Origin of the sequence: Pseudoalteromonas sp. 5Ae-yellow (assembly GCF_014077565.1) — a bacterium.
Lineage (GTDB): Bacteria > Pseudomonadota > Gammaproteobacteria > Enterobacterales > Alteromonadaceae > Pseudoalteromonas.
This window is the reverse complement of the sequence record NZ_JACGWD010000015.1, coordinates 43,153-62,291: the sequence shown is the minus strand read 5'-3', so window position 1 is coordinate 62,291 and position 19,139 is coordinate 43,153. Positions and strand designations below refer to the sequence as shown.

General features: G+C 38.9%; 17 protein-coding genes and 1 other RNA gene. 13 read left to right on the top strand and 5 right to left on the bottom strand.

From position 1 onward, the window contains the following. The first annotated feature begins 337 nt into the window (after positions 1–337). From rpsP to tyrA, 5 genes are all read left to right on the top strand, one after another. Positions 338–586 (top strand): 30S ribosomal protein S16, encoded by a 249-nt coding sequence (gene rpsP / locus H4J63_RS06445; protein ID WP_002962192.1) that lies wholly within the window; start codon positions 338–340, stop codon positions 584–586. Between the two features lie 17 nt (positions 587–603). After that, a complete protein-coding gene (gene rimM, locus H4J63_RS06440) occupies positions 604–1,140 on the top strand; it encodes a ribosome maturation factor RimM (protein ID WP_024604448.1) in 537 nt (178 codons plus the stop codon). After that, a complete protein-coding gene (gene trmD / locus H4J63_RS06435; protein ID WP_182195407.1) occupies positions 1,140–1,907 on the top strand; it encodes a tRNA (guanosine(37)-N1)-methyltransferase TrmD in 768 nt (255 codons plus the stop codon). Before rimM ends, trmD begins: the two co-directional genes overlap by 1 nt. A 33-nt stretch (positions 1,908–1,940) precedes the next feature. Next, a complete protein-coding gene (rplS, locus tag H4J63_RS06430) occupies positions 1,941–2,300 on the top strand; it encodes a 50S ribosomal protein L19 (protein WP_002962189.1) in 360 nt (119 codons plus the stop codon). Positions 2,301–2,532: 232 nt separating this feature from the next. Further along, on the top strand, positions 2,533–3,666 hold the full coding sequence (gene tyrA / locus H4J63_RS06425) for a bifunctional chorismate mutase/prephenate dehydrogenase (RefSeq protein ID WP_182195403.1): 1,134 nt from the start codon (positions 2,533–2,535) through the stop codon (positions 3,664–3,666). 61 nt (positions 3,667–3,727) lie between these two features. Here tyrA and H4J63_RS06420 read toward each other — a convergent pair whose 3' ends face one another. Beyond that, on the bottom strand, positions 3,728–4,885 hold the full coding sequence (locus H4J63_RS06420; RefSeq protein WP_024604450.1) for a chorismate mutase: 1,158 nt from the start codon (positions 4,883–4,885) through the stop codon (positions 3,728–3,730). A gap of 361 nt (positions 4,886–5,246) precedes the next feature. Between H4J63_RS06420 and H4J63_RS06415 the strand changes: the two genes are divergently transcribed. Then, positions 5,247–8,261, top strand: a complete 3,015-nt coding sequence (locus H4J63_RS06415) for an EAL domain-containing protein (protein ID WP_182195400.1) — start codon at positions 5,247–5,249, stop codon at positions 8,259–8,261. A gap of 12 nt (positions 8,262–8,273) precedes the next feature. On the opposite strand, the gene H4J63_RS06410 is transcribed toward H4J63_RS06415, so the two are convergent. Beyond that, the gene (locus tag H4J63_RS06410; protein ID WP_002962947.1) at positions 8,274–8,603 is read right to left on the bottom strand and encodes a translation initiation factor; all 330 of its coding nucleotides are present in this window, start codon (positions 8,601–8,603) and stop codon (positions 8,274–8,276) included. A gap of 135 nt (positions 8,604–8,738) precedes the next feature. Here H4J63_RS06410 and H4J63_RS06405 point away from each other — a divergent pair, with 135 nt between their 5' ends. The 4 genes from H4J63_RS06405 to H4J63_RS06390 all read left to right on the top strand — a co-directional run bounded on the left by H4J63_RS06405 (position 8,739) and on the right by H4J63_RS06390 (position 12,680). Further along, the gene (locus tag H4J63_RS06405) at positions 8,739–9,044 is read left to right on the top strand and encodes an STAS domain-containing protein (RefSeq protein WP_165744207.1); all 306 of its coding nucleotides are present in this window, start codon (positions 8,739–8,741) and stop codon (positions 9,042–9,044) included. Further along, complete coding sequence (locus H4J63_RS06400) at positions 9,044–10,693, top strand: SpoIIE family protein phosphatase (protein WP_182195397.1); 1,650 nt, start codon at positions 9,044–9,046, stop codon at positions 10,691–10,693. The genes H4J63_RS06405 and H4J63_RS06400 overlap by 1 nt, the downstream gene beginning before the upstream one ends. A gap of 56 nt (positions 10,694–10,749) precedes the next feature. Then, complete coding sequence (locus tag H4J63_RS06395) at positions 10,750–11,409, top strand: GAF domain-containing protein (RefSeq protein ID WP_182195395.1); 660 nt, start codon at positions 10,750–10,752, stop codon at positions 11,407–11,409. Between the two features lie 80 nt (positions 11,410–11,489). Continuing rightward, the gene (locus H4J63_RS06390) at positions 11,490–12,680 is read left to right on the top strand and encodes an amino acid aminotransferase (protein ID WP_182195392.1); all 1,191 of its coding nucleotides are present in this window, start codon (positions 11,490–11,492) and stop codon (positions 12,678–12,680) included. Between the two features lie 104 nt (positions 12,681–12,784). On the opposite strand, the gene H4J63_RS06385 is transcribed toward H4J63_RS06390, so the two are convergent. Continuing rightward, positions 12,785–13,987 (bottom strand): aromatic amino acid transport family protein, encoded by a 1,203-nt coding sequence (locus tag H4J63_RS06385; protein ID WP_182195389.1) that lies wholly within the window; start codon positions 13,985–13,987, stop codon positions 12,785–12,787. Between the two features lie 215 nt (positions 13,988–14,202). On the opposite strand from H4J63_RS06385, the gene H4J63_RS06380 reads away from it, so the two are divergent. Then, a complete protein-coding gene (locus H4J63_RS06380) occupies positions 14,203–15,096 on the top strand; it encodes a DMT family transporter (protein ID WP_182195387.1) in 894 nt (297 codons plus the stop codon). A gap of 5 nt (positions 15,097–15,101) precedes the next feature. On the opposite strand, the gene H4J63_RS06375 is transcribed toward H4J63_RS06380, so the two are convergent. Continuing rightward, positions 15,102–15,980 (bottom strand): OmpA family protein, encoded by an 879-nt coding sequence (locus tag H4J63_RS06375; RefSeq protein WP_007581990.1) that lies wholly within the window; start codon positions 15,978–15,980, stop codon positions 15,102–15,104. 202 nt (positions 15,981–16,182) lie between these two features. On the opposite strand from H4J63_RS06375, the gene rnt reads away from it, so the two are divergent. Then, complete coding sequence (rnt, locus tag H4J63_RS06370) at positions 16,183–16,887, top strand: ribonuclease T (protein WP_024598424.1); 705 nt, start codon at positions 16,183–16,185, stop codon at positions 16,885–16,887. On the opposite strand, the gene H4J63_RS06365 is transcribed toward rnt, so the two are convergent. Further along, on the bottom strand, positions 16,871–18,496 hold the full coding sequence (locus H4J63_RS06365; RefSeq protein WP_182195384.1) for a DUF342 domain-containing protein: 1,626 nt from the start codon (positions 18,494–18,496) through the stop codon (positions 16,871–16,873). The two genes, rnt and H4J63_RS06365, sit on opposite strands and share 17 nt — an antisense overlap. A gap of 263 nt (positions 18,497–18,759) precedes the next feature. On the opposite strand from H4J63_RS06365, the gene ssrA reads away from it, so the two are divergent. After that, positions 18,760–19,116, top strand: a transfer-messenger RNA (tmRNA) gene (gene ssrA, locus H4J63_RS06360). Positions 19,117–19,139: the final 23 nt, after the last annotated feature.

Here is a 19,139-nt window from a genome sequence, read left to right as displayed (position 1 = left end):
TACACTGGTCTTATTTAAGCTTCCAGCTAGACGAGAGGATAGAAGATATCCCCGATGGGTTAAGCCAAAACCATCTAAGTATCCCCATAAAAAGAAAGATGCCAGTCAGCTTAACTGACTGGCATTAAGCAAATAGCTCCTTTTTTGTTGAATAAATTATGCATGTAATACACCTTTAACCCTAATTTGTCGTTGAGATCACGGTTTAACCTACTAAACTGTCTTTTTGCTTCACTTCTTACTTGCGTTATTGCCAAAAACTCGTACAATTCCCCAGCTCCCCATTCTGGGGAGTAAATCTTATTAATGAAAACAGTCAATCTTTATAGAGGACGGTATGGTAACTATTCGTTTGCAACGTGGTGGCGCTAAAAAACGCCCTTTCTATCAAATTGTGGTTGCGGATAGCCGTTTCTCGCGTGACGGTCGCTTCATCGAGAAAGTAGGCTTTTTTAACCCAATTGCTTCAGGTCAAGAAGAAAAAATTCGTTTAGATTTACCACGTGTTGAACACTGGGTAGGTCAGGGCGCATCTCTTTCAGATCGCGTAGCTAAGTTAGTAAAAGACGCTCGTAAAGCGGCTTAATAGGCGTAAGTGTAACCATGAGTCAAGAGAACACCTCATCAATAATTGTCGTAGGAAAGCTCGGTGCCCCATATGGTATAAAGGGCTGGCTTAAGGTACATTCATTTACTGATGATCCCGTAGGGATCTTCGATTTCAGCCCGTGGTTGATAGGGCAGCAAGGTAAATGGCAGTCCTTAGAAGTGGTCGACTGGCGTCGCCACAACAAAGGCTTTATCGCTAAATTTGCGCAGATAAACGACCGAGACGAAGCAATGGCTTATACCCATGCTGAAATCTCAATGGATGCAGCGCATTTACCAGAACTTCCGCAAGGTGAGTTCTATTGGCGAGATCTCATTGGCATGTCTGTTGTAACCGATAAAGGTTATAGCTTAGGCATTGTTGATGACCTTATGGAGACAGGGTCAAATGACGTACTAGTTGTGAAAGCAAACAGTAAAGACGCATTTGGTCAAGCTGAACGTTTGATTCCTTTTTTAACTGATTCAGTTATTAAAGAAGTTAAATACGACGCAAAAGAAATTACCGTAGATTGGGATCCAGGGTTTTAATGACGCAAACTAGTTCATTATGGGTAGGGGTGATAAGCCTTTTTCCAGACATGTTTGACGCTATTACAGACCAAGGTGTTACCGGTCGCGCAGTAAAAAATGGTTTAATTGATTTTAACTGTTGGAATCCGCGAGACTTCGCTTTAGATAAGCATAGAACCGTAGATGACCGTCCTTACGGGGGCGGACCAGGTATGTTAATGATGGTTGAGCCATTAAAAAAAGCGATTGCCGAAGCTAAAAAAGCAGCTGGTGATGGCGCTAAAGTAATTTATATGTCCCCGCAAGGGCGCAAACTTGATCAGCAGGGCGCTAGCGAACTCGCTAACTCTAATAAACTGATTTTGATTGCCGGTCGCTATGAAGGTATAGATGAGAGAATAATAGAATCATATGTTGACGAAGAATGGTCAATTGGTGATTTTATTTTGAGTGGTGGTGAACTACCTGCCATGACATTAATTGACGCAGTAGCGCGATTAGTGCCAGGTGTGTTAGGTCATAACCAGTCAGCAGAACAAGATTCGTTTTCGGATGGCTTGTTAGATTGTCCACACTATACACGACCAGAAACATTGGACGACAAACAGGTTCCTGCTGTATTACTCAGTGGAAACCACCAAGAGATAGCAAAGTGGCGGCTTAAGCAGTCATTAGGTAGAACTTGGTTACGACGTCCTGACTTGTTGCATAACCTAGCTCTGACTGAGGAGCAAGCGGTATTACTCGCAGAATTTCAGCAAGAGTACCAAAAAGCTTGTGGCTAGAAGACAGTTACACCTAGGAAAGTGAGAAACATAATGGCAAAAGTAAACCAAAATATTATTAAAGCGCTTGAAGATGAGCAGCTTAAAACAGACGTACCTGCATTTGGCCCTGGTGATACAGTGGTTGTACAGGTAAAAGTAAAAGAAGGTGCTAAAGAGCGTCTACAGGCCTTTGAAGGTGTTGTAATCGCTAAGCGTAATCGTGGTCTTCACTCAGCATTCACAGTTCGTAAAATTTCGAACGGTGAAGGTGTTGAGCGTGTATTCCAAACGCACAGCCCTCTTATTGATAGCGTAGCAGTTAAGCGTCGCGGTGCAGTTCGCCGTGCTAAGCTTTACTACCTACGTGAGCGTTCTGGTAAATCTGCACGTATTAGAGAAAAACTTAACTAATACGCGCTGTTTATCAACGCAAAAAAACGGGTTGCATCCTTCGGGTTGCAACCCGTTTTGGTTTTAGAATATTATTTTCTCAATTCTCAATTCTCAATTCTCAATCCTCATTAGTAAAATTTAAGCTTTAGCCTTTTATCAGTTAGCTGATCCTGTTAGTATTTATCGTATTGATTAGTTTACTTTTATGTAAACTTATATTTACGTTATTTGTTTTTAAGGTGGTATGAACGTGGCTGACATAAATGATTTAGCACAGCTAAGAGAAGGTATCGATGAATGCGACGCACAACTTGTCGCCTTACTCGCTAAACGTAATGGTATTACGCAAAAAATTGGTGAGATAAAACAACAAACAGGCGCGCCTTTACATGCACCTAATCGTGAAGCAGAGCTATTAGCGGCAAGAAGACAAGAAGCAATAAATCAAAATGTAAGCCCCGATCTCGTTGAAGATATACTAAGACGCATGATGCGAGAAGCCTATCAAAACCAACAAGCAAAACTTGCATGTGCAGCGCCAGAACTTTCGCCAATTGTTATTGTAGGTGGCCAAGGTGCTATGGGGCAGCTATTTGCTCAGCAGTTTATTCGCTCAGGTTACGAAGTTAAAGTTTTAGATAAAGATCAGCAAAACGATGCGCAAAATATTTTAAAAGGTGCCAAGCTAGTAATGATTAGCGTACCAATTAATGCATTGGACGCAGTAGTTGCTAAGTTACCTAAACTAGATGATGACTGTTTACTAGTTGATATTACATCGGTAAAGCAATCGCCTATTAAAGCACTAAAAGCCGCGCATAGTGGCCCTGTGGTTGGTTTGCATCCTATGTTTGGCCCTGACATATCACACTGGGTAAAACAAACAGTCGTTGTATGTGAAGGGCGAGATCACCAAGCGGTAAAAGGCTTGTTACAGCAGTTACAAGTATGGGGTTGTCAGCTTGTTGCGCTTGATGCTAAAAAGCACGACGAAGCAATGCAAATTATTCAGGTAATGCGCCATTTAACAACATTTGTGTACGGACAGTTTTTAGCAAAACAAAGTCATACACTAGAAGAGTTACGTAGTTGCTCGTCACCTATATATCAACTAGAGCTAATGATGGTAGGGCGTTTATTTGCGCAGTCGCCGGAGTTGTACTCAGATATTATGTTAGCGCAATTCGATGATGTAGAGAGCCTACTCGCACAGTACCAAGACACTTTTGCAAGTACATTGGAAAAATTAAAAGCAGGAGATAAAGCAGCGCTTATTGATTCTTTTGCACAGGCGAAAGTTTACTTTTCTGACTCAACAGAGCACTTTTTAACACAAAGCCGAAGCTTATTAAATAAAGCAAATGATTCAAAAGTTTTAGACTAATACTTGTCACTTTTTACTAAAAAGGGCCGATATCGGCCCTTTTTAATTATGAAAGTGTGTATTAGGTATTAACGCTTACTGCCTGTAATGACTCGCTTTGATAGCAGCCTAAAATACGCACATATTGGGTGTGTTCTTTAAGCTCTTCTAGCGCTTCTTTTACTTGGCTATCAGCTAAGTTTGCTTCAAGATCTACATAAAATACTTCTTCCCACGGATTGCCCGGAGTTGGGCGCGACTCAAGTTTTACTAAATTAATCTTATGCTGTTTAAAAATCATCAACGCATCGGCTAGTGAGCCCGCTTGTTGTTTTGTCGACATGATCAAACTAGTTTTAGTTGGAATTTGGTTAGACACTTGCAGAGGTTTACGCGCAACAACAATAAAGCGGCTATGATTTTCGCTTTGATTAGCAAGATTTGATTTGATGACTTCAAGGCCGACATTTTTTCCTGCTTGTGCAGAGCCAATTGCAGCACTATTTGGTGTGTTCAGAGCTGATTGTAATGCACTTGATGTAGAGTCACATGTTTCGTGTTGTAAATCACCTAAGCCTTGTAAAAAGCGGCTGCACTGCGCAAATGGTTGTGGATGTGCAAATACTTTTGTCAGTTGGCTAAGTTCAGTATCAGGGTTTGCGAGTAAGCAATGCTCTACACTGTGAGTGACTTCTCCAACAATCGAGACTTGTGCGTGCTGTAATAAGTCAAATACTTCGTTAATACTACCAGAGCTTGTGTTTTCAATCGGTAATAAACCAAAATCAGCTTGGCCGTTTTCTACTTTACCTGTTATGTCGTCAAACGATGTACAGCCAATTTCAATTAATTTACCAGGGCGGCGACTAAAGTATTTATGACATGCAAGCTGGCTATAAGAACCCTGACCACCTAAGTAAGTAACACGATGTGTTTCACTCAGTGCATCTGGATTAAGGTTTTTTTGCAGCATTGCTTGTTGGTGTAAAACTGAATCTTCCAAAATAGTTTGAAACACATTATTTACGTAGTAAGCATCTAACCCCAGTGATTTACCATAACCAATCAATTTTTCTAGAAGCGCGAGTTCACGTGCTTCATCGCGAATTGGCTTATTGTTCGCGATTTTGTATTCAACCACGCCGTGGCTAATGCGACGGCGTTTAGCTAATAACACCAGTAAGTCGGAGTCTATTTCATTTATATCGTGTCTTAGTGCATTTAATACATCATTTGTCATTTTGGTATCCTCATTCCAAAAGTAGGCTGTTACTACACAGCAAAAACAAAAAAGCCTCCCAGTTGGGAGGCTTTACTATTCGATTGATTTTATCTCACAAACAGGGAAGCCTCTTTTATATAAAGAAGCTAAAAAACGAAAAAAAAGTGCGAGAGATAAATAGTTTCATGCAGTTAATGTATGGAGAGTTACTAACAATGTCAATAACGATACGTTGCTAAATAAGCGCAAAGCGCTATTTATTTGGTCATAATTAGTTTTTAGTGATATTTAACAAATAATTTATAAATATTAAGTCAGATCTGATATATTTCGTAAACTGGTTCAAATAATAACAATTATTAATAATTAAGGTTGACCTGTGGTTTACAGACGCCCTCCATCGCGTTTTGGATTTAATTCTTTAAGTGTAAAACTTTCACTACTTATATCTGCTATTTGTTTAATAGCAGGGGTGTGTGCGGCTGCCTTAATGCTTAAATCTGAAGAGAAGCAACTTGTTTTTGAAGAGCATGAGGTGTTAAAAAGCTCTACAGATTTATTAGTGAAGCAGTTTAATGAACGTATTAAAACAAAAATAAATATAGCTCAGCAAGCCAATAACGTAGTGACAGAGCAGCTATTTCAATCTAATTTACCAATTAATTTAAGTAATAAATCACAGTTACAGTTTAATAGCGATGGTACGATTCGAAGTGCCTCGGCTGATGGATTATCAGCAGCATTTTTACCACAGCAAAATTACTCTCCTTTTTATAAACGCCTATTTAATGATTCCGAAATGTTATGGCGTATAATTTCTCCGACTCTGGTACACGACTTTTTTAACTTTTATTTAATTACCGATGACGATTTCATTCGTGTTTCTCCTCCAAACTGGGCATTAAATGCGCCAGCCGAGTTTAGAGTTACTCAAGGGTCAACGTACAAATCTATTAAAAGTATGCTGGGGTCAGAGCGAGAGCCTGCATGGTCAAAAGTTTATTACGATACAGTATGGCGAAAGTGGGTTATTAGCTTACTAGTGCCGGTGTATGTTGATAACGAGTTTTTAGGTGTAACGGGAAGCGATATTTCCCTTAACAAACTTATTTCATTTTTACCTGTTGGCGATAAAGAAAAACACTTACTTGTATTTGATAGTAAAGGGCAATTGTTAGCCCATCCCAATCTAAACCCTGCATTATTAGCTGACTACGGTAGTGACAATAAAGCACTCGCTACTAACGAATTTGTAAACCCAGAACTGCAGTCAATTATTGACGATGCAATTGCGGTCAAGTTACCAGAGTATGCCAATTCATTTGAACAAAATGATGAAGCTCACATTATTAATATTCGTAAAATTGATGATTTAGATTGGTACATAGGGGTTTATAAAAAACGTTCATCAACGTTATCTGCGTTACAAGATTTAAAACTGAAGTTTTTTGGACTCTTTATTTTATACGCAATATTAGTTGCCTTATTGCTACATCAGGCGCTTTATCAACTAGTACTTCGCCGTTTACATACTTTAGTTTATGCAGTAACAAGCTTTGGTAAAGGTCAGTTAACAACTGAGTTTCCGCCAGAAAACAAAGATGAGATTGGTACCCTTAATGGCTCATTTAGAGACATGACGGTAGAAATCCGCAAGCTTATTGATGGTTTAAACCAAAGAATTACAGAAAAAGAAATTGCTGAAAAAGCAGCTAATCGTTTATCTAAAGCGGTAGCGTTCTCGGGCACTGGGGTTGTGATCACCGATGAAAATTTTGTCATTGAGTACGTAAACCCCAAAATGCTCGAAATGACTGGCTATCCAGAAAGTCATTTTAATAGAGCGCCATTACTTAATATTATTGCCTCAGAAATGTCTATTTTAGTTGAAGATATAGACATAGATTTACGCAGTCGTAATTACTGGCGCGGGGACACATTAATAGCGGGTTTAAATAAAGAGCCAATTTGGGTGTCTTTAAGTGTTTCGCCAATTCGTGAAGAGGGCGGTGAAATAACCAGTTATGTAGCATCAGCACAAGATATTTCGTTTGTAAAAGAAAGCCAGCGTAAAATGGAACAACTAGCTTACTTTGACACCCTTACAGGCCTTGCCAACAGAACATTTTTTAGAATGCAATTGCGTAAATCAATGGCATTAGCGGAGCGCGGGCATTATGCATTTGCTTTGTTTTACTTTGATTTAGACGAATTTAAGCGTATTAACGACACATTAGGCCACGATGCCGGCGATCAATTATTAATTGAAGTAGCAAACAGACTTAAAAAACGTTTACGAGCCGAGGACACCATAGCGCGCTTAGGTGGTGATGAATTTGCAGTGTTGCTCAGTGGTATAGAAAGCCAAGCTCACGCGGCTGATGTTGCCAATACAATTCAAAAAACACTGAACGTGCCTATAAAACTAGGTAGCAATGAAGTTATTGTCAGTGCAAGTATTGGTATAACTATGGCTCCTTACGATAGCTTAGAGGAAGATCAGTTACTCAAACATGCTGATTTGGCAATGTATGAGGCAAAAGCAAAAGGACGTAATACCTTCCACTTTTATAGCCAAGAATTAAATGCGGCCGCAAATGAGCGTTTATTTATTGAAAATGAGTTACGTATAGGGCTCAAAGAAAAGCAATTTGTAGTTTACTACCAACCTCAAGTTGATAGCCGTACTCATCAAGTTGTTGGCTATGAAGCGTTATTAAGATGGTTCCACCCAGCTGAGGGCGTAATCCCTCCAGATAAATTTATTCCTATTGCTGAGGCGACAGGCCTTATAGTTGAATTAGGCGAATGGGTGCTTCAAGAGTCCTGTGATTTTGCCGTAAGATTAGCAGAACAAGGTCTAGAAAATAATATATCGATAAACTTATCGGCCCGCCAGTTTAAAGACTCAAGCTTAGTTACAACGCTGAGCAAAATGATAATTAAGTCGGGTGTTTCAGCAAAGCGCCTTCACTTAGAGCTTACCGAAAGCATGCTAATGGGTAATGTAGAGGCAGCCATTACACAATTGCACGAGCTTAAAGCATTAGGTATATCTATTTCTATTGATGACTTTGGTACAGGTTATTCGTCGCTCAGTTACTTAAAACGATTCCCGGTTGATATATTGAAAATTGACCGTTCATTTGTAAAAGATATCCCAGAGGATACGAATGATATGGAAATCACTGCAGCTATTATTGCCATGGCGCAAAAGTTAAAGCTAGACGTGGTTGCAGAAGGGGTTGAGACAATAGAGCAGATGCAGTTTTTACAAAATAATAATTGCTTCATTGTGCAAGGTTATTATTTTAGTAAGCCAATTGCGGAACACGAACTACCGAATTTGTATGAAAGGTTAAATGAACTCGCAAATAGCGAAGTAATTAGTTAATAAAATTGCGGGTTAACCACCCGCAATTTTAACTTTAAATTTTAAAGCTTCTAAAATGCCTTTTAGTTTATCTCGGTCATCACCTTGTACTTCAATAATGCCTTCTTTTACTGCGCCGCCTTGGCCCATTTTGCTTTTTATAGTTTTAGCTAACTTTTTTAAATCGTGATCTTTTGGATCAATGCCAACAACTAGCATAACTCCTTTGCCTTTACGCCCTTTTGTTTGACGCTCAATGCGAATAAAACCATCTTTAAAAAGTTTAGCGTGTAACTCTTTTTCTGGTTTTGGCTGGTCAATGCGACCCGTACTAGTTGAATATACTAAGTGACTATCACTCATACCTTACCTTTGTGGATAAAAATGAATTAAATACTGGTGTAAATGATAGCAAATTTGAAGTTGTGTGTTTTTCTTTTTGCTAAATACTTTTAACAGGTTATATTTAGTTCAAAGGAAATATTATTGGAGTTTACTATGAGTTTAACTAAGAATGAATCTGTCGATGGCACTACATTAACAATACAAATTAAAGGTAAGTTTGATTTTAATTTAGTGCAATCTTTTCGCCAAGCCTATGCTCAAATGAGCGAAGAAACAGTAAAGGTAATTATCGATTTAAGAGAGACTGATTATATGGATAGTTCAGCACTTGGCATGTTACTTAATATGAAAAAAACCATTGATAGCCAAGTGCAAACCATCGAAATAAGTAATTGCCAACCTCAGCTTAGAAAAATCCTACAAATTTCACGTTTTGATAAAAAGTTTGATATTAGCTAATGATACATGTGTTGATTGTTGATGATCAGGCGCTCAATCGCATTTTACTAAGTAAAATGCTTGAGCAGGAAGGTTATAAAATCTCATTGGCTTACAATGGGCTAGATGCGCTTAATGTACTTAAAAGAGAGCAGATAGACGTTGTTTTACTTGATGTTTTAATGCCTGTAATGGATGGTTTTGAAGCTGCTGAAAAAATAAAGCAGCAGTATAGTGAAGTCTACTTACCGATTATTTTTATAACCTCCTTAGAAGATCAAGCAAGTTTTGAGCGCTGCCTCGAAGTGGGTGGCGATGACTTTATTCATAAACCATTTGAAAAAGTTATTTTACACGCAAAAATTAAAGCACATATTCGCACCAGAGAGCTGAGTAAAAAAGCAAACCAACAAAAGAAACTACTTGAATATCATCATAATCAAATTGAACGTGAACACGAAATAATTGAGCATATTTTTAATAACTCATTAGAAAACCAAGGTAAGTTTAAAGAGTATTTAGATTTTAATTTATCACCGGCCTCTATGTTTAACGGCGATATGTTTTTAGTAGCGCAAAGCCCAATCGGTAATTTGTATTGCATGTTGGGAGATTTTACGGGCCATGGCCTTGCAGCAGCTATTGGTGCGTTACCAACTTCTCGTGTGTTTTATACTATGGTACAAAAAGGCATGGCGGTTAACGATATTGCCAGCGAGCTAAATACACTACTGTACAACCTACTACCTGGGCATATGTTTTGTGCTGCAACCATTATAGAGCTTAGTGCATCAGGTAAAAGTGTTTCTGCATGGATGGGCGGCCTGCCAGATGCGTACCTAATAGATAAAGACGGTAATGTAAAACAAACATTAGAATCGCAGCATATGGCGCTGGGGATTTTAGGTGAACAAGAATTTGAATATGAAGTTATTCATTTTGAAACAAATAGTAATACACGCCTAGTATTAGCAACCGACGGTATTATAGAAACAGCAAACAAAGAGGATATATTTTTTGGGGAAGAGCGTTTTTTACAAACCTTAAAAAGTAAATCGATGATTAGTAGTGAAGACATAGTTGCTAATGTTACTAAGTTTGCTGATGGTACTAAGCAGCAAGACGATTTAAGCATTGTTTTACTAAACTGCCTGCCTTTAATTCCTGAGGAACAAGAGCGAGAAGCATTTTCTACTTTGGCTTTTAATTTGTCTTTGAGCTTAAACTCAGAGCAAATAAAAAAAACAGACCCCGTTTACGACGTCGTTAATATTTTAAGTAGTGTTGAGGGGCTAAATACTCATCGCTCTAATATATTTTTACTGTTGTCTGAGGCGTATAACAATGCGCTTGATCATGGTGTACTAGGGCTAGACTCAGAGATTAAAAAACAAGAAGACGGCTTTTTTCGATATTACGAATTAAGAGAAGCAGCTTTAGCTAAACTTACAGATGCTATGATTATTATTGATATGCGCTATTGCCCTGATACGCTCAGTTTATATTTCATTATTTGTGATTCAGGCCGAGGGTTTAGTAGTAAGCACGATGAGCTGGCAAAGGTTAATAATGAATTTGGTAGAGGGGTGTCTTTATTAGAAGAAATAGCCGAAAAAGTAACTTATAACGCCAGCGGTAACCAAGTTGAAATGTGCTACAAGTTGAGCTAGCTCTGCAAAAATATCCATGCTATTATTCTCGAAACTTTAGATGTATGGATGGCCAAATGATTTCTTCTTACCTAAAACAAGCACAACTAAGTGCTAATCCAGCTTTGATTTCAACAGAGCTTGAAAAGCTTGAGCTACATTTAGCAAACACAGCTTTGCCTAATGTATGTTGGGAGTATCAAATACCTGAGCTTGGCGAGGGCGGTGCGTGTAGTTTATTTGGTTACCTACAAGATGAGCCATTCAAATTAACTGACTATCTTAAAAATGATGAGCAAACACAGTTCAAGCTAGCTAATTTACAAAGTATTGTAAGCTACATTGAGCAGCAAACAGGCGTTGATTGGTATGGTATTTATCAATCAACTAATACCCATGAAGGTAATCAACTATTAAAATTGGCTTATCATGGTGCGCCTAGTCGTCCGTTGTTTCCTTTAACGCAAGCATTTTCGGCTGGCAGTAACAACGTACAGGTTGCGCTATCTCACAAGGGCCGCATTATTAATAACGTTGAAGCGTATTTATCACAAGGTGGTGAATACTACACATGCGATCCTAAAGTTAAATCAGAAACCTGCCTACCTTTATTTAATGCACAAAATGAATGCGTTGGTATTGTAGATGCAGAAGCCTTTAAAAATGATTTTTTTGATGAAAAGACGCTTGCCATTTTAATTGCATGTTGTATTAAAATTCCTCACTTTCTAGTGTAAATAACGCTAGTCAATATGATGTGCTTTTATGTTAAGCTTAGCTTAACAGCTAACCCCTAAATAACGATAAGAGATAGCCAATGTTCTCAGTATTAAAACCATTACCAACAGATCCTATTCTTGGCCTTATGGCGGCCTATAAACAAGATACAAACCCTAATAAAATTGATTTAGGTGTAGGTGTCTACAAAGATGAGCAAGGCAATACACCCGTTCTTAAAGCGGTTAAAAAAGCTGAAGCGTTTCGTCTTGAAAACGAAATGAGCAAATCTTACATTGGTTTAGCGGGTAACTTAGATTACTGCCAAAAGATGGAGCAGTTACTACTAGGCGAACATCAAGCATTGCTAGCAAATCGCGTACGTACTGCGCAAGCGCCAGGTGGTACGGGTGCACTTCGCGTTGCAGCTGAATTTATTAAGCGTTGCAATGCAGATGCAACAGTATGGGTAACTAATCCAACATGGGCAAACCATATTAGCTTGTTTGAAGCTGCAGGCTTAACAGTAAAAGAATACCCGTATTACGATTACGAAAATAAAGACTTACTGTTTGATGAAATGATCAACACACTTAAACAAGTGCCTAAAGGTGATGTGGTTTTAGTGCATGCATGTTGTCATAACCCAAGCGGTATGGACTTAAACGAAACACAGTGGAACACAGTTGCCGAACTTGCAAAAGAAGTTGGCTTTACACCACTTGTTGATATTGCATACCAAGGCTTTGGAGCTTCACTTGAAGAAGATGCACGTGGCTTACGTATTTTAGCTGATGCAGTAGAAGAGCTAATTATTTGTTCTTCATGTTCTAAAAACTTTGGCTTATACCGCGAGCGTATTGGTGCATGTTCACTAATTGCAAAAGATAGCGCAACAGCAGATATTTCAAACTCTGTAATGCTAAGCGTTGTACGTAGTATTTACTCAATGCCGCCAGCGCATGGTGCTGACATTGTTAATACTATTTTAAGCAGTACTGAGCTTACACAATTATGGCACTCTGAGCTTGATGAAATGCGTAGCCGCATAAATGGCTTACGTAGCTTAATTAAAGAAAGCTTAGCAACTAAAGATATTGCTCAAGATTTCTCGTTTATCGAGCGCCAAAACGGTATGTTTTCTTTCTTAGGTATTAATAAAGAGCAAATTGCTCGCCTACAAAAAGAATACGGCATTTACATTGTTGGCTCTAGCCGCGTAAATGTTGCAGGTGTTAGTCATTCAAATATTGAATACTTTTCAAATGCTGTAGCTGACGTTTGTAAATAAACGCAGTTAATATAAAAAACCGCACACCTGATGATGTGCGGTTTTTTATTATCTAAATTAAAACAAAAAACGGTTTTTTATTATCTAAATTAAAACAAAAAACTTTAACCAATAGCAGGAATAAGCCCCACCATTTGCATAAACTGTGCAGCAATAATAGTTATGCCACATATAGCTGCTATACCAAGCCCAACATTCCCACTTTTTACTTTATAGCCTGTTTTATTTGATGTTGTACGCTGTTTATAAACCATTGCTACAGGCAAAAATATAGCCAGCACGACAAGTGCTATTGCAGCGTACCCTAAGGCCATAATAAAGCCTTGAGGATAAAACAATGCAAAGCCAAGCGGCGGAATAAACGTAATCAAGGCCGTTTTAATTCGGTCCGTTTTATTGTCACCTTTTTTAAATGCATCAGCAAAAAAATCAAATAACCCTAAACTCACCCCTAAAAATGATGTCGCCAGTGCTAAATCAGCAAATAACTTAACGGCCGTTGCCACACTTGGGTTATGCGCAATGCTTGCCACGCTAGATACAAACCCATTAAGCCCTTGGCTGTTGAGTAAATCAGCTTGACTCATAATACCTTGGCTAAGTAGTTGCCAAAAAATATAAATAACTAAAGGTAGGGCGGCTCCAGCAATCATTACTTTGCGCAGTACTTTTATTTCAACACCAACATATTTAACAATAGAGGGGATAGAACCATGAAAGCCAAACGAAGTAAATATAACCGGTATAGCCGAAAGGATTAATCCTTGCTCTACGGGCATCTCTAATAAGTGCTTACCTTGCACATAAGGGGTAAGCATGTAAAACAAGCTAGCTAATACAACAATTTTTATTGTAAATAACACTCTATTTAATTTATCTACCTTGCTAGTGCCTAGCGTTACCACACTAGCAATAATAACAGCGAGGATCACAGAGCCAAACTGTGGGGCTATATTTACATCAAAGCCTATATTTATACGCGCTTGAAGTTGTGCACCACCACCTGCAATATAAGCAGCGCATAAAGCATAAAATAAAAAAACCATCGAAAAATTCGCAATATATTGTCCGCGTTTTCCAAGCCATAATTTAGCCAATGTATTTAATGTAGCATCGCGTAGTGCATATTGGTGTAGCTCTAACATGAGTAGTGCGGTGTAGGTCATTAGCAACCAGCTAGCAATTATTAATGCAAGTGCAGTACTAAACCCAAGCCCGGCAGATGCAATTGGCAATGCCAACATACCTGCACCAATAGTGGTGCCTGCAACAATTAACATGCTTCCAGTTGTTTTATTTTTAAGCACTTAATTACCTTAATTATTATTAATATACATGCACGATATAACTAGTTGCTCAAATCTCAAATAGTTTTGTAATAAAAGAGCGTTATTAAAATGTAACTTACAATTTACAACTGTATTTATTAAGGACTTTAGTGTTTAAAAAGTACTAAAGCACGGCTGTGAGCGTATAATTTGTTTTTTGTTTTATTCATTCATATAAAGCGTAGGGATGGCACGTGCCAGTTAAAGTATCGTATTTTTTAATGGTTCTTATATGGTCTACTACACCACTGGGTATAGTGTGGAGTAGTGACACCGTATCGCCAACACTTGCAGTGTTAATGCGGATGCTGGTGGGGCTATTTTTAGGCGGGTTAATTGTTGCTATTACAAATATTAGAGTGCCTTGGAGCAAAAATGCATGCTTACTTTATTTTTATTCGAGTATAGGTATTTTTGGCGGTATGTTGTTGAGCTATATGGCAGCTAAAACAGTCCCTTCGGGTATTATTTCGCTTATGTTTGGCCTTGCTCCTATTTTGTCAGGGTTGCTTGCTCAGCAATTATTAAATGAACCTAAATTTAGCCCGATTAAATTAGTTGCGTTAGCGTGCGCCTTAATTGGCTTATATTTCGTTAGTTATAACCAAGTACAAAACTCGCAAACTCAAGGGCTCGGGTTACTTTATGTGTTTATGGCTGTCTGCTTTTTTAGTTTAAGTGGTGTGATGATCAAGCGCGTGAAAATTGCGATTCATCCTATGGCAACAACATTTGGCGCCTTAGTTTTTGTAACCCCACTCTTTTTTATTGCTTGGTGGTTATTAGATGGTGAATTGCATATACAAAACTGGAGTGCAAAATCATTGTGGGCTATTGGTTATCTAGGAATATTTGGATCTTTAGTAGGGGCTTTGGCGTATTTTCATGTGCTGCAAAACCTAAATGCAAGCACGGTATCACTTACTACACTTATAACTCCTAGCTTTGCGTTAGGCTTGGGGGCTTGGCTAAATAATGAGTCATTAAGCCAAGAACTAATAATTGGTGCGGTTATTATTTTAATTAGTCTGGGTTTTTTCCAATTTGGTGATAAGTTTTTAAAGCGAAAGAAAGTAAACACAAATTAGCTTTACTACATTTTCTCTATTTGAATAATTAAACGACGGTTTTTGTCTCGGCTTAAAATGTTATCGTTATTATCAACAAAGCGTTTTTCGCCCAAACCGGTTGTTTGTACTTTGGCTTCATCAACACCCAAGCTCACCATGTAATCTTTTATAGTTTTGGCGCGCTTGCGCGATAAATCTAAGTTATTCCAGCGTCCGCCATAACTATCGGTGTATGAGTCAATACTAATGGACTCTATGCTTGCATCATTTTTTAAATACTCAGCAATCTTATCAAGACGTTGTTGCGAGGATTTAGTTAATTTACTGCTGTTAGATTGATAGTTCATTACAGTAAACGAAATATCTTCAAAGCTGTAAGGGAGTAGCTCATCACGGCATTGTAAAAAAGCCCAGTAAGCTTGTTTAAAGTTTACGCTCGATATACCAACGGCAATTTTATCGGCACTGTTTTGCCAGTCTTGATAATAAAAAGTAGGGTAGTAGCCTTTTTCAAGCTCGGTAAGCATTTCCCATGCGGTTTTATTGCCTAGCTCGCCATCAAACTTTTTAAGTAATTTCATATTTGCAATATCGCGAGCGGGCAATCCTGCACGCCATGTAGGTGGCACTGCTTTTAAACCTGCAATTGCGTAGTTATCTGGGCGTACAACCATATCTAAATTAAATGTTAAGTTTTTATTTTTACTTGCAGAAGCTTTAAATATAGCTTCACCGTAATAAGGAACCTCATGATTTAATTGGCATTGTAAGCGCGTTGTTTTAACTACTTCCCAGTTGGAGTTGTCTTGGGTTGCTGTGTATTGGCGCATAGCAGCTTGCGAGTGAGTACTGTAAAGCACTGCACTTATACTAAGGCTAATAAATAACAACTTATACTTCATGGTGCTCTCCAGCTATCCGGGAATGCCAATAATTTGGCAAATTTACGACTGCAATGATTAGTTTGTTCTCTACGTAACTAACTTATAAGTTAAAGCAAGTTATGTGCCTACAATTTTAAAGCAATAAATACTTAAATCCCCTAGCCTAGGGGGCATCAATTTTGACATAATAGTCAGCTTACACGTATAAACAAAGAAGACTATGGCAAATACTGAGCAAACACCTTTCGCAAAACGCTTTCGTGGATTTTTTCCTGTTGTTATTGATGTTGAAACTGCAGGTTTTAACAAAGAAACAGATGCCTTGTTAGAAATAGCAGCCTCTGTTTTAAAAATGGATGACGAAGGACTGCTCAGCATAGATCATACTGTTCATTTTCATGTTCAGCCATTCGAAGGCGCTAATATAGAGCAAGCAGCCATCGACTTTAATGGTATAGACCCATTTTCACCACTGCGTGGTGCAGTACCTGAAGATGAAGTCATTAAAGAAATATGTAAAGTAGTACGCAAAGCGCAAAAGGCTGCTGGGTGCCAACGTTCAGTTATTGTGGCACATAATGCCGCATTCGATCATGGCTTTTTAAATGCAGCAATAGAGCGTAATAACATTAAGCGTACGCCATTTCACCCGTTTGTAAGCTTTGATACAACATCTTTAGCGGGTTTAGCGTTAGGGCAAACTGTATTAGCAAAAGCATGTAGAGCGGCTGGTATCGAGTTTGATAACAGCCAAGCGCACTCAGCGCTTTACGACACAGAACGTACAGCTGAGCTTTATTGTTTAATAGTAAACCGCTGGCAGCAATTAGGTGGTTGGCCATTAGCGCCGCTAGATGATGGCGACGCTGATGCCGAAGTTGACACTGAAACAAAAAATGACGAAGAAACTAAAACGTCTGAGTAATTTTACCCTCAGTTAGCTTAACTAGGTGGGGCGGGTAAATACGCGAAAATTGTTTAGAATCTTTCGCTATTTTAAGTTCCACACCAGGGTGCATTAATTCATTTACTTTTAAACGACTACTGGCAAGTAATTGCACTATTTTTTGCTTAATAAGTAGTTTTTGACGATGAATATGCGCAGAGCGTATTTTTATATGCTTTTCATTTTCAGTTATTTTATTCATGAATTGCTGGCGCTGAGCAGCACTCGCAATTTTACTCGCTTTTTCACGAGCCTGTTGTAAAGCCGTTACTTTAGTCGCAAGTATTTTTTCAAAGTCAGTTATTTGAGTTTGCTTTTGGCGAAGCTCAAACCAGAGTTGCGCTAAAAATACGCGTGTTTTAGTACCGGCTGGCGCGCCTAGTTCACCTGTTTCAATGCGCATAGCATCTAAAATATTACCGCCAATAATTTTACCTCGCGGGTCATTTACTTTGCCTACACGTATTAATCGCCTAGCACTTAAATCACAATGCAGAGCTTGGCGTTCAATAAATAAATCTTGCTCGGATTTAATATTGCAGTACTGGGCATAACCAATCGAAATAGTTCGCTGAGAGGTTATAGAGCATGTAAATGCTTCCTCGCCTTGACGTTTTCGGCCAATTGCGCCAAGCATAATGGTTACCGCACTTTTACTTTCAACAGTTCCTGATTCTACAAAACCAAGTACCGTAATATCACCGTTGGCTTTTACACGCATGCCGTCTTTAATATCGCCAGTAATAATTACGCTACCATCAAAATCAACGTGGCCTGTACTTACATCTACGTTATCAAAGCATAAAACGTCATCTACACGCATACCTCGGGGTAGGGCAACGGGCACACCTTTGCAGTCGGCAATAAGCATATTAGGATTATTAGGATCTACTTTTGTACCTTCGAAAGGCTGGAGTTGGTGATCTGTACCTGGTTTTGCACTAATTGAATCGCCAAATACCGTATAGCCATCTTCTCCAGGAGTAGCGGCAATACGCTGCATTAAGGGAGTACCAGGTTTTACGGTGATAATAGCGCCAAGATTTTTCATATCAACCTTACCACCTTCCTTAGCTTGTGGGCTAAGCACACGGTCTTGGGCTGTTGAGCATAAGCGCACAAATTTAGCATCGCTGCCTTTTTTAGGATTACGCCCATGTGCAATTATGGCGCTATAAGAGCTTCCTGCTGGTTTTTCAAACTGCTGGCCTAAAAAGGTATCAAGCGCGCGTGGGCTTATTCCTTTTTTAACACCTGCATCAGCAAGCGCTTTTTGCGCACCTTCCATAGACAAAAGCGCACCACCTTTAGCGGTAGTTAATGTTGCTTCTGCGACCATGTTTTTTTCATCAATATTAATGACAAGCGACGCATCTACCGCTTTAGCAACGACAAGTGATACTTCCTGATAGTTTTTAGTTGGCGCAAAAAGCTTTCCAATATTGGCAATGACAGCTTCGTACTCACTAAACTCAGATTGTTCGAGCATTTGCGTAAGCTGAGTACTCGTAACAGGAAAGCCACTATCAATAGGGTGACTAACTAAAGAGACAAACCCTGTATTTTGATCAAATGAAAAAACCGACATTTATTAATTCCCTACTCTATGCCTGTTATTATTTTTGTTTTTTACAACTAAAGGTTTAGAAATGACAAAAACCTTAACTCCTTATTTGAACACAGGTTAAACACATTGTTAAGCAAATGTTTATATGGGCTTGCATAAACTAAATTTTGGTTACTTAATGCTCGGTTAGTGCACGCAATTAAAATAAAGCGTTACTAGGCCTTGAGTATCAGTACTTTACTCAGTTATACTGTTTGCACGCTCTGAATTGAGTTACTAATTCAGGGGCTGATTAGGATTCGACGGAATTCAAGAAGCCCAAGGTGCATGTCGAGGTGCGGTTTGCCTCGTTAAACAGCCGCAACCTAAAGTAATCGCAAACGACGATAACTACTCTCTAGCAGCTTAGGCTGGCTAGCGCTCCTTCCATGTATTCTTGTGGACTGGATTTTGGAGTGTCACCCTAACACCTGATCGCGACGGAAACCCTGGCCGGGGTTGAAGCGTTAAAACTAAGCGGCCTCGCCTTTATTTACCGTGTTTGTCCGGGACTTAAAGGTTAATTAAATGACAATACTAAACATGTAGTACCGACGGTCGAGGCTTTTCGGACGGGGGTTCAAATCCCCCCAGCTCCACCAATTCTCTGTTCGACAACGTCCGA

Bases quoted from the DNA above. Each gene is read 5' to 3' on its own strand.
- trmD (WP_182195407.1), top strand. From the start codon at position 1,140: ATGACGCAAACTAGTTCATTATGGGTAGGGGTGATAAGCCTTTTTCCA.
- H4J63_RS06400 (WP_182195397.1), top strand. From the start codon at position 9,044: ATGATACATGTGTTGATTGTTGATGATCAGGCGCTCAATCGCATTTTA.
- H4J63_RS06365 (WP_182195384.1), bottom strand. From the start codon at position 18,496: ATGTCGGTTTTTTCATTTGATCAAAATACAGGGTTTGTCTCTTTAGTT.
- rnt (WP_024598424.1), top strand. From the start codon at position 16,183: ATGGCAAATACTGAGCAAACACCTTTCGCAAAACGCTTTCGTGGATTT.
- H4J63_RS06405 (WP_165744207.1), top strand. From the start codon at position 8,739: ATGAGTTTAACTAAGAATGAATCTGTCGATGGCACTACATTAACAATA.
- rplS (WP_002962189.1), top strand. From the start codon at position 1,941: ATGGCAAAAGTAAACCAAAATATTATTAAAGCGCTTGAAGATGAGCAG.
- H4J63_RS06390 (WP_182195392.1), top strand. From the start codon at position 11,490: ATGTTCTCAGTATTAAAACCATTACCAACAGATCCTATTCTTGGCCTT.
- rimM (WP_024604448.1), top strand. From the start codon at position 604: ATGAGTCAAGAGAACACCTCATCAATAATTGTCGTAGGAAAGCTCGGT.
- H4J63_RS06395 (WP_182195395.1), top strand. From the start codon at position 10,750: ATGATTTCTTCTTACCTAAAACAAGCACAACTAAGTGCTAATCCAGCT.
- H4J63_RS06410 (WP_002962947.1), bottom strand. From the start codon at position 8,603: ATGAGTGATAGTCACTTAGTATATTCAACTAGTACGGGTCGCATTGAC.
- H4J63_RS06420 (WP_024604450.1), bottom strand. From the start codon at position 4,885: ATGACAAATGATGTATTAAATGCACTAAGACACGATATAAATGAAATA.
- H4J63_RS06375 (WP_007581990.1), bottom strand. From the start codon at position 15,980: ATGAAGTATAAGTTGTTATTTATTAGCCTTAGTATAAGTGCAGTGCTT.
- rpsP (WP_002962192.1), top strand. From the start codon at position 338: ATGGTAACTATTCGTTTGCAACGTGGTGGCGCTAAAAAACGCCCTTTC.